Annotated in this window: 18 protein-coding genes and 1 tRNA gene; 16 read left to right on the top strand and 3 right to left on the bottom strand. The window is 63.1% G+C overall.

Annotation, left to right across the window (positions count from 1 at the left end; genetic code table 11):
* The first annotated feature begins 364 nt into the window (after positions 1-364).
* From BM151_RS16040 to BM151_RS16010, 7 genes are all read left to right on the top strand, one after another.
* Positions 365-1,942, top strand: a complete 1,578-nt coding sequence (locus BM151_RS16040) for a 2-isopropylmalate synthase (protein WP_090061763.1) — start codon at positions 365-367, stop codon at positions 1,940-1,942.
* Between the two features lie 321 nt (positions 1,943-2,263).
* Positions 2,264-3,301 (top strand): rod shape-determining protein, encoded by a 1,038-nt coding sequence (locus tag BM151_RS16035; RefSeq protein ID WP_090061762.1) that lies wholly within the window; start codon positions 2,264-2,266, stop codon positions 3,299-3,301.
* Between the two features lie 73 nt (positions 3,302-3,374).
* On the top strand, positions 3,375-4,319 hold the full coding sequence (gene mreC, locus BM151_RS16030) for a rod shape-determining protein MreC (protein WP_090061761.1): 945 nt from the start codon (positions 3,375-3,377) through the stop codon (positions 4,317-4,319).
* Positions 4,312-4,851: a rod shape-determining protein MreD gene (locus BM151_RS16025; RefSeq protein ID WP_090061760.1), complete on the top strand. Its 540-nt coding sequence runs from the start codon at positions 4,312-4,314 to the stop codon at positions 4,849-4,851. The genes mreC and BM151_RS16025 overlap by 8 nt, the downstream gene beginning before the upstream one ends.
* The gene (gene mrdA / locus BM151_RS16020) at positions 4,848-6,767 is read left to right on the top strand and encodes a penicillin-binding protein 2 (RefSeq protein WP_090061759.1); all 1,920 of its coding nucleotides are present in this window, start codon (positions 4,848-4,850) and stop codon (positions 6,765-6,767) included. Before BM151_RS16025 ends, mrdA begins: the two co-directional genes overlap by 4 nt.
* 24 nt (positions 6,768-6,791) lie before the next feature.
* Positions 6,792-7,940, top strand: a complete 1,149-nt coding sequence (rodA, locus tag BM151_RS16015) for a rod shape-determining protein RodA (RefSeq protein WP_090061758.1) — start codon at positions 6,792-6,794, stop codon at positions 7,938-7,940.
* Between the two features lie 36 nt (positions 7,941-7,976).
* Positions 7,977-8,909, top strand: a complete 933-nt coding sequence (locus BM151_RS16010; protein WP_090061757.1) for a 2-hydroxyacid dehydrogenase — start codon at positions 7,977-7,979, stop codon at positions 8,907-8,909.
* A 341-nt stretch (positions 8,910-9,250) separates the two neighbouring features.
* Here BM151_RS16010 and BM151_RS16005 read toward each other — a convergent pair whose 3' ends face one another.
* Positions 9,251-10,042, bottom strand: a complete 792-nt coding sequence (locus BM151_RS16005) for a hypothetical protein (RefSeq protein ID WP_090061756.1) — start codon at positions 10,040-10,042, stop codon at positions 9,251-9,253.
* A complete protein-coding gene (locus tag BM151_RS16000) occupies positions 10,039-10,617 on the bottom strand; it encodes a uracil-DNA glycosylase family protein (RefSeq protein ID WP_090061755.1) in 579 nt (192 codons plus the stop codon). Before BM151_RS16000 ends, BM151_RS16005 begins: the two co-directional genes overlap by 4 nt.
* A gap of 99 nt (positions 10,618-10,716) precedes the next feature.
* Here BM151_RS16000 and BM151_RS15995 point away from each other — a divergent pair, with 99 nt between their 5' ends.
* From BM151_RS15995 to BM151_RS15965, 7 genes are all read left to right on the top strand, one after another.
* Positions 10,717-11,082 (top strand): ArsR/SmtB family transcription factor, encoded by a 366-nt coding sequence (locus BM151_RS15995; protein WP_090061754.1) that lies wholly within the window; start codon positions 10,717-10,719, stop codon positions 11,080-11,082.
* Positions 11,079-12,104, top strand: coding sequence for a permease (locus tag BM151_RS15990; RefSeq protein ID WP_090061753.1), 1,026 nt, complete (start codon positions 11,079-11,081; stop codon positions 12,102-12,104). Before BM151_RS15995 ends, BM151_RS15990 begins: the two co-directional genes overlap by 4 nt.
* A 127-nt stretch (positions 12,105-12,231) precedes the next feature.
* Positions 12,232-13,512: a Na+/H+ antiporter NhaA gene (locus BM151_RS15985; RefSeq protein WP_090061752.1), complete on the top strand. Its 1,281-nt coding sequence runs from the start codon at positions 12,232-12,234 to the stop codon at positions 13,510-13,512.
* A gap of 204 nt (positions 13,513-13,716) precedes the next feature.
* On the top strand, positions 13,717-14,370 hold the full coding sequence (locus tag BM151_RS15980) for an ABC transporter ATP-binding protein (protein ID WP_090061751.1): 654 nt from the start codon (positions 13,717-13,719) through the stop codon (positions 14,368-14,370).
* Positions 14,354-16,207: a KpsE/RkpR family capsule polysaccharide export protein gene (locus BM151_RS15975; RefSeq protein ID WP_090061750.1), complete on the top strand. Its 1,854-nt coding sequence runs from the start codon at positions 14,354-14,356 to the stop codon at positions 16,205-16,207. The genes BM151_RS15980 and BM151_RS15975 overlap by 17 nt, the downstream gene beginning before the upstream one ends.
* Before the next feature lie 148 nt (positions 16,208-16,355).
* On the top strand, positions 16,356-16,904 hold the full coding sequence (locus BM151_RS15970; protein ID WP_090061749.1) for an EF-hand domain-containing protein: 549 nt from the start codon (positions 16,356-16,358) through the stop codon (positions 16,902-16,904).
* Between the two features lie 168 nt (positions 16,905-17,072).
* A tRNA-Gln gene (locus BM151_RS15965) sits at positions 17,073-17,147 on the top strand.
* Positions 17,148-17,723: 576 nt separating this feature from the next.
* Here the strand turns inward: BM151_RS15965 and BM151_RS15960 are convergent.
* Complete coding sequence (locus tag BM151_RS15960) at positions 17,724-18,065, bottom strand: hypothetical protein (RefSeq protein WP_090061748.1); 342 nt, start codon at positions 18,063-18,065, stop codon at positions 17,724-17,726.
* 297 nt (positions 18,066-18,362) lie between these two features.
* On the opposite strand from BM151_RS15960, the gene BM151_RS15955 reads away from it, so the two are divergent.
* The gene (locus BM151_RS15955; protein WP_177213187.1) at positions 18,363-21,005 is read left to right on the top strand and encodes an ATP-binding protein; all 2,643 of its coding nucleotides are present in this window, start codon (positions 18,363-18,365) and stop codon (positions 21,003-21,005) included.
* Positions 21,006-21,224: 219 nt separating this feature from the next.
* The gene (locus BM151_RS15950) at positions 21,225-23,048 is read left to right on the top strand and encodes a M35 family metalloendopeptidase (protein WP_090061746.1); all 1,824 of its coding nucleotides are present in this window, start codon (positions 21,225-21,227) and stop codon (positions 23,046-23,048) included.
* Positions 23,049-23,105: the final 57 nt, after the last annotated feature.

Raw genomic sequence — 23,105 nt, 5'->3', positions numbered from 1 at the left:
GAGTAACGATTTGATTTTGATCGTTTCGGACTTTGCATACAAATGCATGCACATTCGTGAATATAATGGCATTCAAAAATCAACGTGGTGACATGACGCAAGGGGCAAGAAAGCTGCCCTGGCCCGAGATTTGGGGTTTTCAACACCGTTCGAGAGAGTATATTCCGTCACCATGACGACCAAGGCTCATATTCCGGCAGCCTTTCCTGCCCAGCCCGCGCAGCACGCTGCGCCGCTTCGTCATGGCCTCCTCCTTCTTAGCTGCCTCTGAGCGTGCCGTCGGCGCGAGGCTCAGAGGTGACCGCATGCGCCGAATCAAACCGCAGCAGACACAACCGCTAAGAACACCAAGAGAGATTTCAAAATGACCGAGACAGCCAAACAGGACCGGGTCCTGATTTTCGATACGACCCTGCGCGACGGCGAACAGAGCCCGGGCGCCACCATGAGCCATGACGAAAAGCTCGAGATTGCCGCCCTGCTCGACGAGATGGGCGTCGACATCATCGAGGCCGGGTTCCCGATCGCCTCCGAGGGCGATTTCGAAGCGGTCCGCGACATTGCCAAGAATTCCAAGAATTCGGTGATCTGCGGTCTGGCACGCGCCAGCACCCGCGACATCGACCGCTGCATGGAAGCGGTGAAATTCGCCGCCCGCCCGCGCATCCACACCTTCATCGGCACCTCGCCGCTGCACCGCGAGATCACCGCGCTGTCGATGGATGAGATGGCCGACCAGATCCATGAGACCGTGACCCACGCCCGCAACCTGACGGACAATGTGCAGTGGTCGCCGATGGATGCGATCCGCACCGAGCATGATTACCTCTGCCGCGTCGTCGAGATCGCGATCAAGGCCGGCGCCACCACGATCAACATCCCCGACACCGTGGGTTACACGACGCCGCGCGAAAGCGCCGATATCATCCGCATGCTGCTGGAACGCGTGCCGGGCGCCGATGAGATCGTCTTTGCCACCCATTGTCACAACGATCTGGGCATGGCCACGGCCAACGCTCTGGCCGCGGTCGAGGCGGGCGCCCGTCAGATCGAATGCACGATCAACGGGCTGGGCGAACGCGCCGGCAACACCGCGCTGGAAGAGGTGGTGATGGCCTTGAAGGTCCGCCACGACATCATGCCCTACACCACCGGCGTCGACACCACCAAGATCATGAACATCTCGCGCCGCGTGGCGCAGGTCTCCGGCTTCCCGGTACAGTTCAACAAGGCCATCGTCGGCAAGAACGCCTTTGCCCACGAAAGCGGCATCCACCAGGACGGCATGCTGAAGAACAAGGAAACCTTCGAGATCATGCGGCCGCAGGACGTCGGTCTGTCGGGCACCTCGCTGCCCCTGGGCAAGCATTCCGGCCGGGCGGCGCTGCGCGCCAAGCTCGACGACATGGGCTATCCCATGGCCGACAACCAGCTCAAGGACGTCTTCGTCCGCTTCAAGGATCTCGCCGACCGCAAGAAAGAGGTCTTTGACGACGACCTGGTGGCGCTGTTGCGCGATGCCGGCGCCGCCGAGCAGAACGAACGTATCAAGGTCAAATTCCTGCGGGTGATCTGCGGCACCGAAGCACCGCAGTCTGCCGATCTGATCCTCGAAGTCGACGGCGAGGAGAAACAGGAAACCTGTCAGGGCGACGGTCCGGTGGATGCCACTTTCCGGGCGATCAAATCGATCTTCCCGACCACCGCGCGGCTGCAGCTCTATCAGGTCCATGCCGTGACCGAGGGCACCGATGCCCAGGCCACCGTCTCCGTTCGCCTCGAGGAAGATGGCAAGATCGTCACCGGTCAGAGCTCCGACACCGACACGGTCGTGGCCTCTGCCAAGGCCTATGTCAACGCGCTGAACCGGCTGTTGGTGCGGCGCGAAAAATCGGCGCCGGACTCGGATGTGAAGACCGTGAAATACACGGATTCCGTGTAAGCACCGAGATCCCTGCACGAACAGGCAAATCATCGAAGGGGCGTGCCGCGGCGCGCCCCTTGCTTTTCCACCGCAAACCTCTTGGCCCGCCCCGCCCCCCGCAAGTCAGCGCTGCCGCGCCCAATCTTTGGCAAAATCACCGAAAAGTGGCGGTTGTTCGCCGTCCCGGCCCATGCCGCCCCTTTTCCAGCGTCACACAGCCCCCTATAAGTCTGCCGATACGGGGGGATTCTCCCCTTTGGCGGCACGCGCGGTTTGGCATGACCGGGACGTCCGCCTCTACGGCACGCTCTTTGGGCACGATGGGACAGCGGGAATATTATGGCGGGAATTACGGGACTTTTCTCCTCTGACATGGCAATCGACCTGGGCACGGCGAACACGCTGGTCTACGTCAAGGGCAAGGGCATCATTCTCAATGAGCCGTCCGTGGTGGCCTATCACGTCAAGGACGGGCGCAAACAGGTGCTCGCCGTGGGGGAAGACGCCAAACATATGCTCGGCAAGACCCCCGGCTCGATCGAGGCCATCCGGCCGATGCGCGAAGGTGTGATCGCCGATTTCGACACCGCCGAGGAAATGATCAAGCACTTCATCCGCAAGGTGCACAAGCGCACGACATTTTCGAAACCGAAGATCATCGTCTGTGTGCCGCATGGGGCGACCCCGGTGGAAAAACGTGCGATCCGTCAATCCGTGCTCTCCGCTGGCGCCCGCCGCGCTGGCCTCATCGCCGAACCGATCGCCGCGGCCATCGGTGCCGGCATGCCGATCACCGATCCGACCGGCAACATGGTCGTCGACATCGGCGGCGGCACCACCGAGGTGGCCGTGCTCTCCTTGGGGGATATCGTTTACGCGCGCTCCGTGCGCGTCGGTGGCGACCGCATGGACGATGCGATCATCGCCTATCTGCGCCGCCAGCAGAACCTTTTGATCGGCGAAGGCACCGCCGAGCGGATCAAGACCTCGATCGGCACGGCCCGCATGCCCGATGACGGCCGTGGCTCGGTGCTGACCATTCGCGGTCGTGACCTCTTGAATGGAGTGCCGAAAGAGATCGAGATCAATCAGGCACAGGTTGCCGAAGCCCTGGCCGAACCGGTGCAGCAGATCTGCGAAGCAGTGATGACCGCGCTCGAGACCACACCGCCGGATCTCGCCGCCGACATCGTCGACCGTGGTGTCATGCTCACCGGCGGTGGTGCGCTTCTGGGCGAGCTGGATCTCGCTCTGCGCGAACAGACCGGGCTCGCCATCTCGGTCGCCGATGAGTCACTTAATTGTGTGGCCCTGGGCACTGGCAAAGCGCTGGAATATGAGAAACAACTCCGGCACGTTATTGATTACGAAAGCTGAGGGCCGGCGCCCGAGTGGCGCGCCCCATGCGGGCCGTCTGGCAGGTTATCAGACGGCCTGACCGGAGGACACCGTGGCCAAAGACAGGGGAAATGCGGAGACCTATGTCCGCCCGATCCGGCGTTTGCTGATCGGCATCCTGCTTCTGTGTCTCACCGGTCTGTTCATCCTCTGGCGCATCGACAGCCCGCGGGTCGAACGGCTCCGCGCAAATCTTGTCGACAAGGTTGTTCCCTCGATGGAATGGGCTCTGGTGCCGGTCACCAAGACCATTGGCATGATCGAGAATTTTCAAAGCTATCAACGGCTTTACGACCAGAACCAGGAACTCAGGAACGAGCTTCGCCAGATGCAGGCCTGGAAAGAGGCGGCGCTGCAGCTCGAGCAGAAGAATGCCAAGCTGCTGGATCTGAACAAGGTGCGGATCGATCCGAAATACACCTATGTCACCGGCGTGGTGATGGCCGACAGCGGCTCGCCGTTTCGGCAATCCGTGCTTTTGAATGTCGGCGCCCGCGACGGCATCATGGACGGCTGGGCGACGATGGACGGGATCGGTCTCGTCGGGCGCATTTCCGGCGTCGGCCAGAACACCGCACGGGTGATTCTTTTGACCGACAGCAATTCGCGCCTGCCGGTGACCATCCAGCCCTCGGGCCAGCGCGCCATCCTGTCGGGCGACAATTCCACCCGTCCCTCGCTCGATTTCATCGAGACCCCGGAACTTGTCCGCCCCGGCGACCGGGTGGTATCCTCCGGCGATGGCGGGGTCTTCCCGCCGGGTCTGTTGATCGGGCAAGTGGCGAAAAGCCCAGACCGCCGCCTGCGGGTGATCCTGTCAGCAGATTACGAGCGCCTCGATTACCTGCGCGTGCTGCGCACCCATGTGAGCGAACAGATCACCGATCCGGGGGCCCTGATCCTGCCGGAACATCCGGCGGCCATGGCGATCGAAAGCGACGCGGCGGAGGCCGGAGCTGATGCCGCTCCCGACACCACGGAGAGCGGCGATGGTTGATCCGCGCACCGTTCGTCTCTGGTCGTTTCGGGCAGGCTTTCTCGGCATCGCCATTCTGGCGAGCTTTTTCTACCTGCTGCCGCTCCGGGTCGGCTCCGGGCATTGGCCCGGCCCCGACCTGATCCTGGCCTTTGCTTTTGCCTGGGTGATGCGCCGGCCCGATTACGTGCCGGTGTTTCTGGTGGCACTGGTGATGCTGATCGCGGATTTCATCTTCCTCCGCCCGCCCGGGCTCTGGGCCGCGCTCACCGTCGTGGCGCTCGAATTCCTGCGCGGCCGCGAACCCACCTCGCGCGATATGCCCTTCGCCGTCGAATGGGCCATGGTCGGCGCCGTCATGCTCGCCATGGCGCTGATGTACCGGCTGTGCCTCGCCATCTTCATGGTCGATCAGACCTCGCTGGGCCTCGCAATTCTCGGCCAGATGTCCACGCTTCTGAGCTATCCGGTGGTGGTCGCCCTTTCGCATTACGGCCTTGGCATTGCCAAGATCAGCCCGTCTGAAGCCGATGAGATGAGGTATGTCCGATGAAACGCACCCCGATCGAAAACGCCAGCTCGGCCAAGCGCATCACCCGCAGGGCGCTGTTCCTCGGCGGTTCACAGATTGCCTTCATGGGCCTTCTCGGCATCCGCATGCGCTATCTGCAGGTGGATCAGGCCGACAAGTTCCGGCTTCTGGCCGAGGAAAACCGGATCAAGGATTCGCTTTTGGCTCCGGCCCGTGGCTTGATCTACGATCGCAGCGGGACTGTTCTGGCCGAGAACGAACAGACCTTTCGCGTGGTGATCCGCAAGGAGGATTCCTCGGAACTCGACGCGGTTCTGCTGAAGCTCGAAGAGCTGATCGGTATCACCCCCGAGGATCAGGCCAGGGTACGCAAGGAGCTCAAGGATGCCGGTCCCTCGGCCCCGGTGATCATCGCCGACCGGCTGAGCTGGGAAGACTTCTCCACGGTCTCCGCCAATGGTCCGGCGCTCCCCGGCGTGACCCCGGAAGTCGGCCTGTCGCGCTACTATCCGCTGCACAACGATTTCGCCCATCTCGTCGGCTATGTCGGGCCGGTCTCCTCGTATGACATTTCGAAAATGGAGACCGTCGATCCGCTTTATAAGATCCCGAAATTCCAGCTCGGCAAATTCGGCGTCGAGGCCAAGCTCGAGGACACGCTCAAGGGCAAGGCCGGGCTGAGGCGGGTCGAGCAGAACGCCTACGGGCGGATCATCCGCGAGCTCGACCGGCAGGAGGGCCAACCCGGCGCCAATATCCAGCTCACCGTCGACCACAAGGTGCAGAATTTCATTCAGGCGCGCCTGGGCGGGGAGAGTGCCTCTGCGGTGGTGATCGATGTCGAGACCGGCGATATCATCGCCGCGGGCTCCACCCCGGCGTTTGATCCGAACCTCTTCGTGCGCGGGATTTCGTCGAAGGATTACAGCGCGCTTCTGGAAAACGACCACAGACCGCTGCCGGCGAAATCGGTCCAGGGCTCCTACCCCCCAGGCTCAACCTTCAAAATGGTCTCCGCCCTTGCCGCGCTCGAGGCGGGCGAAGTGGCCCCCGACGAAACCGTGCGCTGTCTCGGCCATGTGGAAGTCGGCGGGCGGCGTTTCCATTGCTGGAAACGTGCCGGGCACGGCAATCTCAACCTCGTCGGCTCGCTGCGTCATTCCTGTGATGTGTTCTATTACGAGATGGCCCAGCGCGCGGGCATCGAAAAGATCGCCGAGATGGGCCGCCGGCTCGGGCTTGGCGAGACCTATGACCTGCCGCTGTCGGGGATCAACTCCGGGCTGATGCCGGACAAGCAGTGGAAACTCGCCAATCGCGGCGCCGAATGGGTCGTCGGCGACAGTCTCAACGCCGCCATCGGTCAGGGGTTCGTGCTTGCCACGCCGCTGCAACTGGCGGTGATGACCGCGCGTCTGGCCACCAACCGCGAAGTCATTCCGCGGCTGGTGAAATCCATCGACGGGGTGGAGCAGCCGGTGCGGGGCGGCGGGCCGCTCGGGCTCAACGAGAACATGCTGCGCTCTGTGCGTCAGGGCATGTTCGAAGTGGTGAACTCGAACCGTGGCACGGCGTTTCGGTCCCGGATCGCGGATGAGGCGATGCGCATGGCCGGCAAGACCGGCACCTCTCAGGTGCGGTCCGCCGTGGTCAACAACAACAACGTGCCCTGGGAGCAGCGCGACCATGCGCTTTTCGTCAGTTTCGCACCGGTCGAGGCGCCGCGCTATGCGGTCTCGGTCGTGGTCGAACATGGTGGTGGCGGCTCCTCCGTCGCGGCGCCGATTGCCCGCGACATCATGCTCTTTGCCCTGCACGGCGCCGTGCCGCCGCTCGAAGCCTATCCAAGCTCTCAGCGCGGCACCATTCAGGAACGTTTCCGCACCCTGCCGCTCATCGACAGAGAGACCGGGGCGGACGAGAGGAGCCAGGCATGAGGGGTGTGGTATGAGGATTGCGGCATGAGCTATCTCGAAAGCACGCTCAAGACCGTGCCCACCGGCATCGCGAAAGTGCTCTATCTCAACTGGGCGCTGGTGCTGCTTCTCTCGGCGGTGGCTTCGGTCGGGTTTCTGATGCTCTATTCCAATGCCGGCGGCTCGTTTCAGCCCTGGGCCGAACCGCAGATGAAACGGTTTGCGCTCGGCATGATCGCCATGATGATGATCGCCATGGTGCCGATCTGGTTCTGGCGCAACATCGCCGGGCTGGCCTATATCATTTCGTTCATACTTCTGATTTTCGTCGAATTTTTCGGCCATGTCGGAATGGGCGCGCAGCGCTGGATCGATCTGGGCTTCATGAAATTGCAGCCCTCCGAGCTGATGAAAATTGCACTGGTGATGCTCTTGGCTGCCTATTACGACTGGCTGCCCCTAGAGAAAGTCTCGCGCCCGCTCTGGGTCGCGATCCCGGTGGCGCTGATCCTTGTGCCGACCTTTCTCGTGCTCAAGCAGCCCGATCTCGGCACCTCGATCCTCCTGGTCGCCGGCGGCGCGCTGGTGATGTTCGCGGCGGGCGTCAGCTGGATCTATTTCGGCGCGGTCATCGCGCTTTTCGCCGGGTTGGTCACCGCCGTCTTCGCCTCGCGCGGCACCGGCTGGCAATTGCTCAACGATTACCAGTATCGCCGGATCGACACCTTTCTCGACCCTTCCGCCGATCCACTGGGCGCCGGCTATCACATCACCCAGGCCAAGATCGCGCTTGGGTCGGGCGGCTGGACCGGGCGTGGCTTCATGCAGGGCACGCAATCGCGCCTGAACTTCCTGCCGGAAAAACACACCGATTTCATCTTCACGACGCTGGCCGAGGAATTCGGCTTCATCGGAGCGTTTTCCCTGCTCGCGCTCTATGCCGGGATCATCATCTTCTGCCTCATCTCGGCGATGAACAACAGGGACCGTTTCGGCGCATTGGTGACCATCGGCATCACTGCGACCTTCTTCCTGTTCTTCTCGGTCAACATGTCGATGGTGATGGGGCTGATGCCGGTGGTGGGCGTGCCCTTGCCGCTCGTCTCCTATGGCGGATCGGCCATGCTCGTCCTGCTGGCGGCCTTCGGCATTGTGCAATCCGCCCATGTACATCGCCCACGCAGCAAGAGATAAACGCGGCAGACATCTGACACGCGACGAGAGATCCCGATGCCCCTCACCCTGCTCTTCTCCGCCCCCGACCGGATCTGGCCCGAATATGAGACATCCCTGCCGAAAGCTCTGGCAAAAGCCGGGATCGCGGCGGAACTGCTCCGCGAAGCCGCGCCCGAAGAGGTCGATTACATCATCTACGCACCCAATGAGGCGCTGAGCGATTTTGCCCCGTTCACCCGTGCGAAAGCGGTGCTGAGCCTCTGGGCCGGGGTCGAGAAGATCGCCCCAAATCCGAGCCTCACCCAGCCGCTTTGCCGCATGGTCGACGCGGGGCTTGCGCTCGGGATGCGCGACTATGTCGTCGGCCATGTGATGCGCTATCACCTCGGCATGGACCGGCATATTCGCGGGCTGAACGGTGTCTGGGATCAGACCACCCCACCTCTGGCCCGCGACCGCAAAGTGACCGTTCTGGGACTGGGCGAGCTGGGCCGGACCTGTGCCGAGGCGCTTGCCGGTCTCGGGTTCGACGTCGCAGGCTGGTCGCGCGGACAAAAGCAAATCAATGGCATCACCTGTCTCTCAGGCCCCGACGGCTTGCGCGAGGCGCTGAGCCGGGCCGAGATCCTCGTGCTCCTGCTGCCCAACACGCCCGCGACCGAGAACACGCTCGATGGCGAGACGCTCGCGCTCATGCCCAAGGGCGCGCGGATCGTGAACCCCGGACGCGGCACGCTGATCGAGGACGCGGCCTTGCTCAAGGCGCTCAACAGCGGCCAGATCGACCATGCCACATTGGATGTGTTCCGCCAGGAGCCGCTCCCGGCCGATCATCCCTATTGGGCCCAGGGCAATGTCACGGTGACCCCGCATATCGCCGCCGAGACCCGGGCCGAGACCGCCTCGGACGTGATCGTGGAAAATATCCGCCGGGGCGAGGCGGGCGAGCCGTTTTTGCATCTGGTGGATCGGCAGGCCGGATACTAACCGTCAAACCTCAGCGCGTTCGAACTGGAACAGGGACTTGTGCTCGGGCCTTCATATGTCAGCTTTGCGGGACGGAGGGGACTTTCGCTGTCTTGGTGCAAGCCGCTCCTCGATGACGCGGGCGGTGGCGAGCCTGAGCTATGAGCCTCTTGATTTACCCCAGCCAAATCCGAAAAAGTTCAACACATTGTGCTTTCCTGACGAAATCGCCGCCGCGCGGGACGCGTCAGCGATGTGCGGCGGCCTGCGGCCTTGATTCCGCACGAGGTGCTACGTGCGAATGTACCCTTGGGCTCAAACCTGACGATCGTCTCACGCTCAAGGGAGCTCTCATGCCGTCCTCAGCGCAGGATCGGCGGCGCGTCCGGATCCATACCCGGTGCCTTCGGCCCATTAGTCTCCAGCGGCTCGGGGTCCGGCAGGTCAAAGCGCAGACCATAGCGCGCCAGCGGGGCGCAGAGCGGGTCGGAAGACTTGAAAAACGCCACATCGAGCGCGCCGGCTTCGACACCGGAGAAGATCAGCGCCTCCGACACCAGACGCGCCAGAACATCCTCTGCGCCGGGCACCTGATCGACAAAGACCAAAAGGTGCGAGCGCACCCCGTCTTCGTATTTCACCCCGGCGAGATAGGTGAGCCTGGCCAGCCCTGCGGCCAGTGCGAGCTTCGCGTCAAGCGCGGTGATCAGCGTCTCCGGCAGACCGGCGGGCGGAAAGATCTCCTCCGCCTTGCCATGGGTCTCGGTCACTTCCGTGCCCAATGTGGCGTGGAGCCAATCCACCGCTGCCCCGGGCAGGAGCATCTCGGACGGCGCCACCGACAGGTTCAGCCCGAGCCCGTATCCAGAGCCGGCCAGCATTTCCGCCAGCACCCTACCGGACATGGCGACATAGGGCGCATGCCCGGCAAATTCCGCCAGACGCTGTTCACGGTCGAAAGCGAGGACAAAGCTGTCTTCTTCCACCGGAAAGACCCTTGGCGAAATCGGCCCTTCACCGTCATGCTCCTCTTCCAGGAGCAGGAACCATTCGCCATCGGCCACCCGTTCGAAATAGCGCAGTCGCGCATTGTCATCTTCGGGCGCCGCCTGCATCGCGGCATGGGCGAGATCGATCGGGGTCTGTTCCGTCATAGCAACTCCTTTACCCGGGCGCGCAGCTCCGGCAAGAGCTCGGCCTCGAACCACGGGTTTTTCTTCAGCCAAGCCGTATTGCGCCAGGACGGATGAGGCAAGGGGAAGTGGCGCGCACCATGGCTGCGCCAATTGCGCACGGTCTCGGTGAGCGAGGTCTTGACGCGCAGATGATAGCGGATCGCATGCAGCCCCACCGGCAGGATCAGCTCGACCTCTGCAAGTTCTTCCATCACCCGGTCATGCCATGTCTCGCGACAAAGCTTCGGCGGCGGGATGTCCGATCCCTTGTCGTCATAGCCCGGGAAGCAGAACCCCATCGGCACGATGGCGATACGATCCCGGTCGTAGAAAACCGCCTCATCGATCCCGAGCCAATCGCGCAGCCGGTCGCCCGAGGGATCGGTAAAGGGCCGGCCGCTCTCATGCACCCGCGCCCCGGGCGCCTGCCCGGCAATCAGGATACGCGCCGAGGGACGGAACCACACCACCGGGCGCGGTTCATGCGCCGTCCGTGTGGCGCGGAACTGCGCAGTGCAGAGGCGACAGGCGCTTATGTCATCGGCGAGGGTCATGCTGACTATCTAACGCGGCGCGTGGCGAAAGACCACTTGACTCATTTTGATATTTTTAGAAATATAGAAATGAATCACACATAGCCAGGAAGGACCCCCATGAGCGTTGCGCATTTTGACGACATTTCTCTCGCCGAAGCCGCGAGCCTGTTTGCCGCACTCGGCTCCGAACAACGGCTCTTGGTGCTCCGCACGCTGCTGCGCGCCGGCCCCAACGGGCTCTCCATCGGCGAATTGGGCAATCGCACCGGCATCACCGGCGCCACCTTGACCCATCATATGAAAACCCTCGCCGGCGTCGGCGTGGTGAAACAGGAAAAACAGGGCCGCTCGGTGATCTGCATCGCCGCCGATTACCCACAGCTTGAGGGCCAGCTTACCGCGCTTCTGGGGGAATGCTGTGCCGATTGCACCAATGATGCTTGTTCCCCGAAGGACCATTGCCATGAAAGAGACTCAATATGACTGATCTCACGCAAACCCCGCCGCGTCTGCCGCAGCTTTGGCAAAAACTCGACAAGGCGCTTCTGTTCACCGGGCTGATGCTTCTGGCCGTCGCCGCTTTCGATCCCGGCAACCTCCTTCCCACACTCCAATTCACCTTGGCGTCCCTGTGGAAAACCGCGCCCTTCCTGCTCTTTGCCATTTCCGCCACCGCCTATGTCCAGGCCTCGGGCGCCGAAACGCTTCTGTCCAAGGCCTTCGAAGGGCGCGAGGTCCATATGATCATGGTCGCCGCCGTGGTCGGCGGCATTTCACCGTTTTGTTCCTGTCAGGTGATCCCCTTCATCGCCGCCTCGCTGGCCGTCGGCGTGCCGCTTTCGGCGGTCATGGCCTTCTGGCTCGCCTCGCCGCTGATGGACCCGGCGATGTTCTTCGTCACCGCCGGTGAGCTGGGCATGGACTTCGCCGTGGCCAAGACCGTCGCCGCCGTCGGCATCGGCCTTCTGGGCGGGTTCGGGGTGAAGCTTCTGGGCGGCACCGCACTCTTTGCCGATCCGCTCAAGGAATTCACCAAACCGTCCTGCTGCGCCACATCCGGTCTGCGCGGCAAGCCCGAATGGCGGTTCTGGCGCGATGACAATCGGATCGCGACGTTCAAGTCGAGCTTCATCAAGAACCTCTTGTTCCTCGGCAAATGGATGCTCGTGGCCTATGCGCTCGAATCCGTGATGCTGTCCTACCTGCCCGCCGACATGATCGCCTCGGTCATGGGCGGCACCGGATTGCAACCAATCCTGATCGGCGCGCTCGTGGGGGCCCCGGCCTATCTCAACGGCTTTGCCGCCGTGCCGCTGATGTCCGGGCTGATCTCGCAGGGCATGGCCCAGGGGGCGGCCATGTCCTTCATGGTCGCAGGCGGGATTTCCTGTATCCCGGCGGCTGTGGCGGTCTGGGCGCTGGTGAAACCGCGGGTCTTTGCCGCCTATATCGGATTTGCCCTGATCGGCGCGGTTCTGGCCGGGATCCTGTGGTCGCTTTTCTGAGCAGGCCCGGTAAAATTCCCAAAGAAACCAAGAAGTGAGCGCTCGCGGACACCGCCTGCGCTTGCCCTGCCCTCGCACATCAATTATCCCGTTCCGCAAAGGCAAAAAGGGATCGGAGGGGCAGCGAATGTATCGCGTCTGGAATTTCGTTATCAACTATTCGCTGCTTTTGGTCATCGGGGCGGTGCTCGCGCTGATCTGGGCCAATGTCGACAGCCACTCCTATCACGCCTTCGTGGAATACCCGCTGGCCGAGAATTTCTTCATCGGTCACCCGCATGTGGATGAGACCGGGCATGTGCATCGCACCCTGACCATGCATTACCTGTTCAACGATGTGCTCATGGCCTTCTTCTTTGCCATCGCCGCAAAAGAGGTCTGGGAGGCCGTGATTCTCAAACAGGGCAGCCTGCGCGGCAAGAAAGCCGCCACGCCGCTGATTGCCACCGCCGGCGGCATGCTCGGCCCGATCGCGGTCTATCTCGGCCTCGCCATGATCTCTGGCTCTGACACATTCGATGCGGTGAAGAACGGCTGGGCCGTGCCGACCGCCACCGACATCGCCTTTTCCTATCTCGTCGGCCGCGTCGTCTTTGGCGGCGGCCACCCGGCGGTGCGGTTCCTGCTGCTGCTGGCCATCGCCGATGACGCGGCCGGGCTGGTGATCCTGGCGATCTTCTACCCGACCGCCGAATTGGCGCCGCAATGGTTGATGCTGTCTCTGGGCGCCGCGGTGATCGTCTTCCTGCTGGCCAACTGGCTGCCGCGCAAGATGGACAGGGGCAATCAGCTCCGCCCCAATTCCACCTGGGTGCGCCGCAACCTGAGCTATTGGCCCTATCTGATTGCCGCGGCCATCTCCTGGTACGGCTTCATGCGGGCCGGCATTCACCCGGCGCTGGGTCTGTTGCCGATCGTGCCGACCATCCCGCATGCGGATCGCGCCTTCGGGATCTTTGCCGAGGCCGAGAAACACCTGACCGACCTGTTGAACGCCATCGAACATCGGCTCAAAACCCCGGTCGAGGTCATCCTGTTCTTTTTCGGCCTGCTGAACGCGGGCGTCGAGTTCAACGCGATTGGCGAGCCGACCTGGTTGGTGCTGGGCGGGTTGCTGATCGGCAAGCCGGTGGGCATTCTGATCATGGGCGCGCTGGCTGCACATGTGCTGCGGCTCGGTCTTCCGGCAGGCATGCGCACCATCGACCTGCTGGTGATCGGCTGTGTCGCCGCAATCGGTTTCACCGTGTCGCTGTTCATCGCCTCGGTGGCTTTCGATGCCGACACCATGCTCGGCGAAACTCCGGTGCAGGCCGCCGCCAAAATGGGCGCGCTGTTCTCCTTTGCCGCCGCGATCGTCTCGATCATCGTCGGCAAACTGTGCCGGGTGAAGAAACAATCGGCGTGAGCCCTCTGCGGTTTTCCGCCACTGTTTCAGGCTTGAGGCCAAAATCTTTGGATTTGGCCTCATTCTTGCCACATTTCAGCAGTCACAGATGGATTTGCCCCAGGGGTGGGGACATAATATGGCCGGATTGGCCGATTAAGACACTCCATTAAGAAAACCCGAGTAAGGGTTTGGAGTGTTGAGGTAGTATCAGGGCGCGTATCGATGCTCGAATTCGACAATGTCAGCAAGTCCTTCTGGACCGGCAAGCAGCGCAAGGTGATCCTTGATCGCGCCTCTTTTCGAGTCGAGCTGGGCAACAGCCTCGGCATCCTCGCCCCCAATGGCACCGGCAAGACCACGATCATCAACATGATGTCGGGTCTGGAGAAGCCCGATGAGGGCGAGATCCGCCGTGGCTGCCGCATCTCCTTTCCTCTGGGGTTCATGGGCGGCCTGCTCGGCAAACACACGGCCCGCGAGAACGTCCGCTTCATCGCCGAGCTCTACGATCTCGATCCCGATTATGTCGAAGCCTTTTGTCGCTGGCTCTGTGAGCTCGATGAATATTTCGAGATGCCCGTGGCAACCTATTCGGCCGGGATGCGCTCGCGCCTGTCCTTCGCGCTGCTGCTGGCGCTGGATTTCGACATCTATCTGATCGACGAGGGCATGCCCTCGACCGCCGATGTGAACTTCAACCGCAAGGCCGGCAGCATCCTGCGCGAGCGATTGGAACGCGCCACTCTCATCGTGGTCTCCCACCAGGCCGCCACTCTTGAAAAATTCTGTCGATCTGCCGCGGTGCTCCGCAATGGCAAACTTCATATGTTCGACACGCTGGAAGAGGCCAAGGCACTCTATGACTACGAAGGTTAAAGCCCAGAAATTCCGGGTCCGCCGGACGCCGCGCGCAGCCACCCCGGCACCGGCTCCACGCGCCGCGGCGCAACGGCCAGAGGAGACAAATCTGGCCAAGGCCGGGGGCGATGCCGCCCGCAGCGCGGCACAGTCGAGGCAATCCGCCGACGACAGGCTGTTTGACAATGATGCCGGTTCGGACGGGTTTGGCGAGGCCCCCTTCCCCGGCTCTGCCGCCGCAGATCGCGGTGCCAACCCCACCGATCCCAAACCTTCCGGCCCCCAAGCCACTGGCTCCAAACGCCCTCATGGCGCCGTGGCGCGCTCGCTCGGCATGACGGGACCCGAAGACGGCACCGATGGCGATGCCGCACGAAGCGGAGAAGTCACCCCCGCCGACGAGACCGCGATCGATGCCGAGATCGATGCCATCCGTCGCGAGGGGCTGACCGGCCGGCAATTGCGCATGGCGCGCCGCGTGGCGCAGAAACACGGCGTTGCCGCGACGTCGGATTTCGACGCGGTGCGGTTGCTGCGCAAACAGGGGATCGACCCGTTTCAGCGCGCCGCCATGCTCGATCTCGTCGCCACGGAGAGCGACGGACAGTCGCGTGAACTGACCACGGTCGCGGGGGCAAAGCTTCCCAAAACCGTGGACAACGCCCCGAGACTGCCGTCGAAGGACGTGCTCGACCGGCTCACCCGTGAAGGCGAAATTTCCCACATCCAGCGTGACATCGCAAAACGGCGTCAACGCAAGATGATGCTGCTCGCCGCACGGTTGTCGGTCTTCGTCGGTATTCCGACGCTTCTGGCAGGGTTTTATTTCTACACCATGGCAACGCCGATGTACGCGACGCAATCGGCCTTTGTCATTCAACAGGCCGAGGCGCCCTCTGGCGGTGGCGGCGCTCTGGGCGGGCTGCTGTCCGGGACCTCGCTCGCCACATCGCAGGATTCGATCACCGTGCAGGATTACCTGACATCGCGCGATGCCATGTTGCGGCTCGATGCCGATGCCGGGTTCAAGGCGCATTTCTCCTCGGAGGCGATCGACCCGATCCAGCGCCTGCCGGAAAACCCGACCAATGAAGCGACCTACAAGGTCTATCTCGACCGGGTCTCGGTCGGCTATGATCCGACCGAGGGCCTTCTGCGTCTCGAAGTGGTCGCTGCCGACCCGGAAACCTCGCAGGAGTTCTCCGATCTTCTCGTGGACTATGCCGAGGAACAGGTCGACCAGCTCACCCAACGCCTGCGCGAAGACCAGATGAAGGGCGCACGTGAGAGCCTTGCCGATGCGGAAACCAAAATGTCCGCCGCGCAGGAAAAGGTCGTATCGCTGCAAGAAAAGCTCGGGATCGTCTCACCGGATGCGGAGACCGCCGCGATCATGTCGCAGATCTCTGGCTTCGAAACCCAGTTGCAGCAAAAGAAACTGCAATTGCAGCAGCTCTTGGACAACCCACGTCCGAACCAGGCCCGTGTTGACGGGACCCAGGGCGATATCCGCCGGCTCGACGCTCTGATCGCCGATCTGCGGGGGCAACTGACCCAGGCCAGCGAGGGCGCGGAATCACTGGCCCGTGTTGCCGCGGAACTGCGCATGGCCGAGGTCGATCTCGCGACTCGTCAGGCTATGGCCTCTGCCGCGCTTCAGTCGCTCGAAGCCGCCCGGATCGAAGCCAACCGGCAGGTCCGCTACCTGTCGATGTCCTCGCGCCCCGTGGCGCCGGACGAGCCGACCTATCCGCGCAAATTCGAGAATACGTTGCTGGCACTGCTGATCTTCTCCGGCATCTATCTCATGGCTTCGCTGACCGCCGCGGTGCTGCGCGAACAGGTCTCTAGCTGATCCGACCCGCCAGGACGGTCCCGGCCCATTGCAGCCCCATGCCCGGCTTCGCCCCCGGGCGTGGGGCTGCGTCATTTTGTCGAAACGGAAATCCCCTGCCCGCGCGTTTCACACACATAAGAGATATGGAATGTGAAAGGATCACAAAATGAAACGCTTGGCATTTTCGATCGGCCTGATGGCCGCCCTGCCACTGGCCGCGTCCGCGCAGGGCATTGGCACGGAGTTCATGACCAACTGGGATACCGATGAGAATGGTCAGGTGACGCTCGCCGAAGTGCGTGAACGGCGCGGCGATCTGTTCTACATGTTCGATGCCGATGAGGATGGCCGCCTCAATGACGAGGAATATGCCACTTTCGACGAGACCCGTGCCATGGATCGCGAGATGCATCTCGAGGAATATGGCATCTCCGCTGGCCCCGGCGCCGGGCTGGGGCGCGGTCAGGGAGGCCCGGGAGCTCAGGGCCAGGGCTTTGCCCGCCAGGCGCAGCAATCTCAGAAAGGCCCCGGCAACGGCCAGCGTTTCGCCGCCGGGATCGATCAGGTGCAGAATTCCATGACCCGCAAGGCCAATGATCTGAACGGCGATGGCGTGGTGACCCGCGAAGAGTTCATCGACAATGGCAATCAATGGTTTGCCCGCATGGATCGCAATCGCGACGGCGTCGTCTCTCTGCAAGACTTCGGCGCCTGAGCCGGGCCTGCGCGGTCCGACGACCTTCCTGCCCCGGGTCGAAACCTGTCCGGGGCAGGCCAGACAGGTTTGATCTCCCCTGCATCGAAAGTCTTTTACATTTCTGCGCAGATTTCGCGAAAAAGGGCTTGCGCCGCCCGCAGGGAGCGACTAATTAGCCCCCCACGTTGGGGTGTAGCCAAGTGGTAAGGCAGCTGTTTTTGGTACAGTGTACCGTAGGTTCGAATCCTACCACCCCAGCCACTTTCCTGAGAAATGCGATGGCGCCGAGATCCGAACCGGTGACCAAATCCCGCATGTGACACGGGACGGAAACCTGTCTCACAAACGATCTCACAAGCTACATCCGGACACTCTGGGCGGGTGCCCGTCTCTCGAACCCCGTCACGCGAAAGCACTGTGCCAATGATCACGGCTTGCCGGAGCACGACGCGGCTCTGGACCGGGTCGAGCGCAGCGAAACGGTCCACGCGGAGGCGGGAGGCTTCCCGGCAAACGGGCCGGATGTCTCAGAGATATTAAAGACAGCCCGGTACGGAGGATGTCAGCCGCTCAGTGATCGGGTGTCATAGGCAGACCAAGAAAACGATAGAGGCACAAACCAATTCGAGGGGCGGGACGTGTCCGTCACGTCGCGCCCTATCCTTTGCGCCCCCCGCAAGACACAGATCCCCCTTGGAATTTCCCATAGATCGGCGGCCGCGCGTGTTCCCGCGTCCAACGCCAAGACAGGAGCAGCGCGTGAGAGGCCGGGAGCGGGCGAGACAGCCATGCGCATGGCCCGCGGTCAGGAAAGGGAAATGGCGACAGCCTTTCGGCTCACCACCAGCCCCCGTCATGCAGCGCAAGATCGGTGACGCAGATCTCACCCGGATCATGGCCCTGTCCCTGGGCCTGCTCCGCTGGTGAAAAGACAACGATCGCGCCACGTTGACCGTCCGATCCGGTGGAGAGGATCGGGATCCAGTCGTCGCCATGACCGGCCGCCGCGGTCTCCGGCGGCAGCGACAGGATGATGGTCCAGTCCCTGTGGTCATGATCCCCCTGATCGGCATTTCGCGCCTGTGCCCGAGCGGCGAAGACGAACTCGTCCGAGCCCTGAACGAGCTCCCCGTCCGAGGTCCAGTGAGCGCCGGAATGGTGATGTCCTTTGAGAGCCATGTGCGATCCTCCTGATACGCCTTGTCATAGGGCATAGCCTAGGCGCGGAGCCGCGACGCGACCTGAGTGCCTGCACCTATTTTTCGCCCGCCGTCCCTACCCAGATTTCGGATGCGTTTTCGGGAAGACGGAGATTTCTGGCCGCACCGCTCCCCCCTTTTGATTTCGCGCTGCTTCGATCCCTCGCTCTCTCCGGGCAACGCCGGGTGTCGGCGCTTCCGCGCCGGTACGCGATCCATCACTGTTCACAGCCTCGATGATCGGACACACTTACCCAGCGTCAAGATTGCATCAAGGATGAAAGGGACAGGTGTGCTGTTCGAACGCGACGAGAATTTGCAGGCGATCCTGACCGCTTTCGCGGCGGTGCCGGAGGGCGGCGGTCAGATGGTGCAGATTTGCGGCGAGGCCGGCATGGGGAAATCGACCCTGATCGATGCGGCGCTCTCAAGGCTGGCCGGGCAAGGGTCAACGGCCACCGGCTATTGCGACCCGCTGGCCACGCCGCGACCGCTCGGACCGGTTCGGGACATCGCCGCTGCGCTTTGTCCGCCCGACCGTCACGATGTGCAGGATACGTGGTATTTCGACGGTCTGATAACGGAATTCCTGACCTCGAAACGGCCGCTCATTCTGGTGTTGGAGGACCTCCATTGGGTGGACGAGCGCACGCTCGACTGGCTGATCTTTATGGGCCGACGGCTGACCATGCTGCCGGTTCTCATCCTGTGCAGCTTTCGCGATACCGAAGTGCACGCCACGCATCCGCTGCGCACCGCGCTAGGCAGCATCCCGGCGCGCCGCAAGACCCAGGTGGACCTCGCCCCCCTGTCACGGGATGCGGTGCGGCAGATGGCCGAGACCGGCGGGCTGTCGGCCGATCGGCTGCTCGAGATCACCGGCGGAAACCCATTCTTTCTGACCGAAATGCTCGCCCATGCCGACGATCCCGGCGACGTCCCGCATTCGATTGCCGATGCGTTCAACGCTCGTCTGAACCGAATGCCGCCCGAGGTGGTCGGGCTGCTGGAAGAGGCGGCCTGTTGGCCCCGCACCATTCCACACTGGTCCTTGCAACAGGATCAGGCGGTGCTGAGCGCGGCCGTGGAACAGGGGCTGCTGGTCCCGGCCAAGGGCGGCATGACCTTTCGGCACGAATTGGCACGGCTGGCGATCTACGACCGGCTGCCGGCGCCAAGGCGCATCGAAGCCCATGGGCATTTCCTGGCACGGCTGACCGAAGATGCGACGGCGGAGCGCTCCCTTGATCTGATCCTGCATCATGCATTGGGGGCGCAAAACGACGAGATGATCCTGCGCTATGCGCCACAGGCGGCAGAGCAGGCCGCGACGCTCGGGGCACATCGCGAGGCGGCCGATTTCTTCGCCCATGCACTGCAGCGGGCCGGGCAGCTGCAGCCGGAAATATCCGCCGAAATCCATGAGCGATGGGCTTATGAATCGGGTCTGTCACGCGCCATGGACACAGAGGTGATTGCCGCACGCGAGCATGCGCTTGCCCTGTGGCAGGCGCTCGGCCGCACCGACCGGGCGGGCGAGAACCTGCGCTGGCTGTCGCGGATCCACTGGTATCGCGGCGAAAGCGAAAAGGCCGAGCAACGCATTCACCAGGCGCTGGATCTCCTGAACACCGAAGGCCCCTCGCCGGCCAAAGCCTGGGCCTTCGCCTTGCGGGCGCAGTATTTCATGCTGAAAGACCATATGGGTGAGGCGATCGACTGGGGGCAGCGCGCGATTGCGCTGGCGCGTGAGATCGGCGATGATGAGATCCTCGTCCATGCGCTCAACACCACCGGCTCCGCGATGTTGTTTCGCGGCGATCTGGAGGGCGAAGCGCTCCTGCGTCAGAGCCTGTCACTGGCGCTGGAGCACGGGTTTCACGAGGATGCCGCGCGGGTCTACACCAACCTCTCGGAATGTCTGATCGAACTGCGCGCGCTGGCACGCGCCGACGCGCTGATCGAGGCCGGGATCGCTTTTGACTCGGGGCACGATCTCGATTCCTGGACCTATTACTTGGTCGGGCGCAAGGCGCAGCTGCGGTTTGAACAGGACCGTTACGAGGACACCATCCGCATTGCCCGGGACGTTCTGGCGCGCGAGAACCTGACGCTTCTGATGCGCATGCCAGCGCTGATCTGTCTGGCGCGGGCGCTGATCCGCCTGGGCGATGCCACCGCCGACACGGTGCTGTCAGAAGCGCTGGAAGCGGCGGAGCGGATCGGGGAGCCGCAATATATCGTGCCCTTGCTGGTGGCGGAGATTGAACGTGCGATTCTCACAAACGCGCCGGATCGCACCGGCGTGGCGGAACAGCGTCTCGCCGGGATCGATCCCGCGCAATTGAGCCCGCGCAAGCGCGGCGAGGTGCTGTTCTGGCTGCATATTGCCGGTCGCGGCGGGCGCAACGCCGCGCCGGACGCCCTGCCCGCGCCGTTCCGGCATCTTCTCGAGGGTCGTGACGAGGCCGCCCATACCGCCCTGCTGGACGAAGGCTCGGCCTATCTGGCGGCCTGGCTCCGGCTGATCAGCGACAGGCCCGGGGCGATGGCCGAAGCGGATCGGGCCTTTCGCACCTTCGGAACCCTCGCGGCCAGGCGCTTTCTTCGTAACCGTCCGGGCGCGGAACACCAGGCCCTGCCGCCGATCGAACGCGGCCCCTATCGCGCGGCAAGGGCGCATCCCTATGGGCTGACCGCCAAGGAACAGATCGTTCTGGGCCATCTCGTCGAGGGCCGCAGCAACGCGGCAATCGCCGAGGCGATGAACCGCTCGCGGCGCACGGTCGAAAATCACATCTCGACCATCCTCTCGAAGCTTCAGGTCAAGAACCGGATCGAGGTGCTGCTCCGGGTGAAGAGCGAACCCTCCATCCTCGCAGCCCAGACCACGCCGAAAGACGGGGGCACACCCGACTGAAAAATGGGTGGCTCAGCGATCAAAATCGGGTGACGCCACGCATCCCGGCCCGGTCCCCGCGCCCTAAGCTCATGGGGCCGGCCATCGGGACCCGATACGCATGTCACAACATGCCTCTCTTCCCTCACAATTTGCCGGAAAAGCGCCAGCAGCCTCTCGCACGATCAACGGGCCTGGCGCGCGTAATGATGTTGATAGGTTTAGTGAAAGGACGAATTGATGAAAAATCCAACCATCGACTGGGAGAATTCATCCGATGAATTCATCGCCGCATTTGAAATGCATCCGGAATTCAGTACTCTCGATCGCGGCGATGTCGAGGCCATCCTGAAAGAGGATGTCGCCCGCGCACAACGCATGGCCGCGGCCGGGCTCAGACATTTGCGCACGATCCTGGGCGCCAATCGCAATGCCGGGAAACTCGACCGCTGGCGCCGCGATGCGCTCGCACCGCTCTATTTCGGCAAGGCCTCCACCGTGGTCCAGATCCGCTCGACGCGGCACCGGTTGGAACGCGCGCACCGGCGGTTGCGCGACAACCGGCTGCATCTCAGGATGCGCGAACAGCGTCACGCGGGGTCGGGAACCAATGGTCGCAATCCGGGCTATTTCCTGTCACCGAACCGGTTTCAGCTTTTCCCCGAATGGGCCAAGAAAGATGCCGAAGATCGCGCCGCCATCCTGGTGCATGAATTGCTGCACGAATGGTTGTCGGACCAGAAGATCGGCAGACAGACTGTCTATGGCGAGGACCTCGCCCGCCGGTTGGCGCGCGAAGATCCCGGCAAGGCCCGGCGCAGCCCTGAGAATTTCGAACATTTCCTGCTTCAGGTCTGGCGCGACGAGGGGCTTGAAGCGCCCAGCGGGGCCGAGAAGCTGGACACGCCGCTCAAGCTGATCAGCGAAGCGCCCGACGACGCCACCGGCCTTCTGGCGGATCGACCGGTGCTCACCCCGGCCACCATGGGCGGGCGCCGAGATCTGGCCTTCTGCGCGTTGCGTGCGCGCAGCGGACACCAGATCTACCCGGCGATTTTCGAATATGACGCCCGACCGATCCGCCGCCGCTCGCAGGATGGGGCGACCGGCGAGACATCCTTTCCGGCGGCCTGCTGTACCCTGCCCGATGGCACGGTGATCGCAGCCGTGCGCGGCACCGGCAGCAAACGGCTGAAGCTGATCGCCTGGTCGGTCGAGAACGAACAGCCGGAACGGATTGCCGACAGCGGCGATATTTACGGCGATGTCTATTCGCAACCCGATATCATCGCTCTGGGGGGCGGTCAGATGTGTGTCTGTTTCAAGATCAAGAACGGCCGCATGAAGGTCGATCTCGTCGAATACAGCTCTTCCAGCGGGTTTCGCCGCTACGGCAGTGCCGAGACCAGCGGTCCGATCCACGACCACGGCCGAGCCTGTCTCGTGTCACCGGTGGATGAGATCTACGGCCTTGCCGGTGAAGACGCTCCGAATGAGGTGGTGATCGCCACGGCCTTCCGGACCCGTGAAGGCCAGCTCAGCATGGATCTCTGGACCGGCAATTTCGGACGGCGCGAGGTACGGCGACAGGGCGGCATCGCCGATCGGACGATCACCGGACGGCCCGGAATCGCGGCGCTCACACGCGGCCGCGAGCAGAGACGCGTGGTGACGGCCGCGCGCGATGAGGCGACCGGACGGCTCTGGCTCACCTGTTTCGAAGTCGACGACCCGGCGCGGCCGCGCCGCATGGGCGACAGCGGGCTCGAGGGACCCCGGATGAGCCACAGCCCGGATATCGTCACGGTGACCGAAGGCTTTTCGCAACAGCTGGCAACGGCCATCCGCTATTCGGAGAATGGCCGGATCATCGTCAGCACCTGGAGCGCGCCCGATGATTCCGACAATTTCATCCGGCATCGCCACAGCAGCTCAGACACCACGCCGATGATCGACAGCACGCCGAGCCTCATGGCGGTCGAGGGCCAGCAGTCCGAGGATCTTCTGACCTCCGCGATCGGCGCCAACGGACGTCTGGCGCTGCAGCTCTGGGGCGAACCATAAGCGCCCGAACCGGCGCCCACCGCAATGCGGTGGGCGCTTCGCTCGCCACTTTTCCCT

The sequence above is a fragment of the Celeribacter neptunius genome (assembly GCF_900113955.1).
Lineage (GTDB): Bacteria > Pseudomonadota > Alphaproteobacteria > Rhodobacterales > Rhodobacteraceae > Celeribacter > Celeribacter neptunius.
This window is presented reverse-complemented; position numbering and strand designations above follow the sequence as displayed.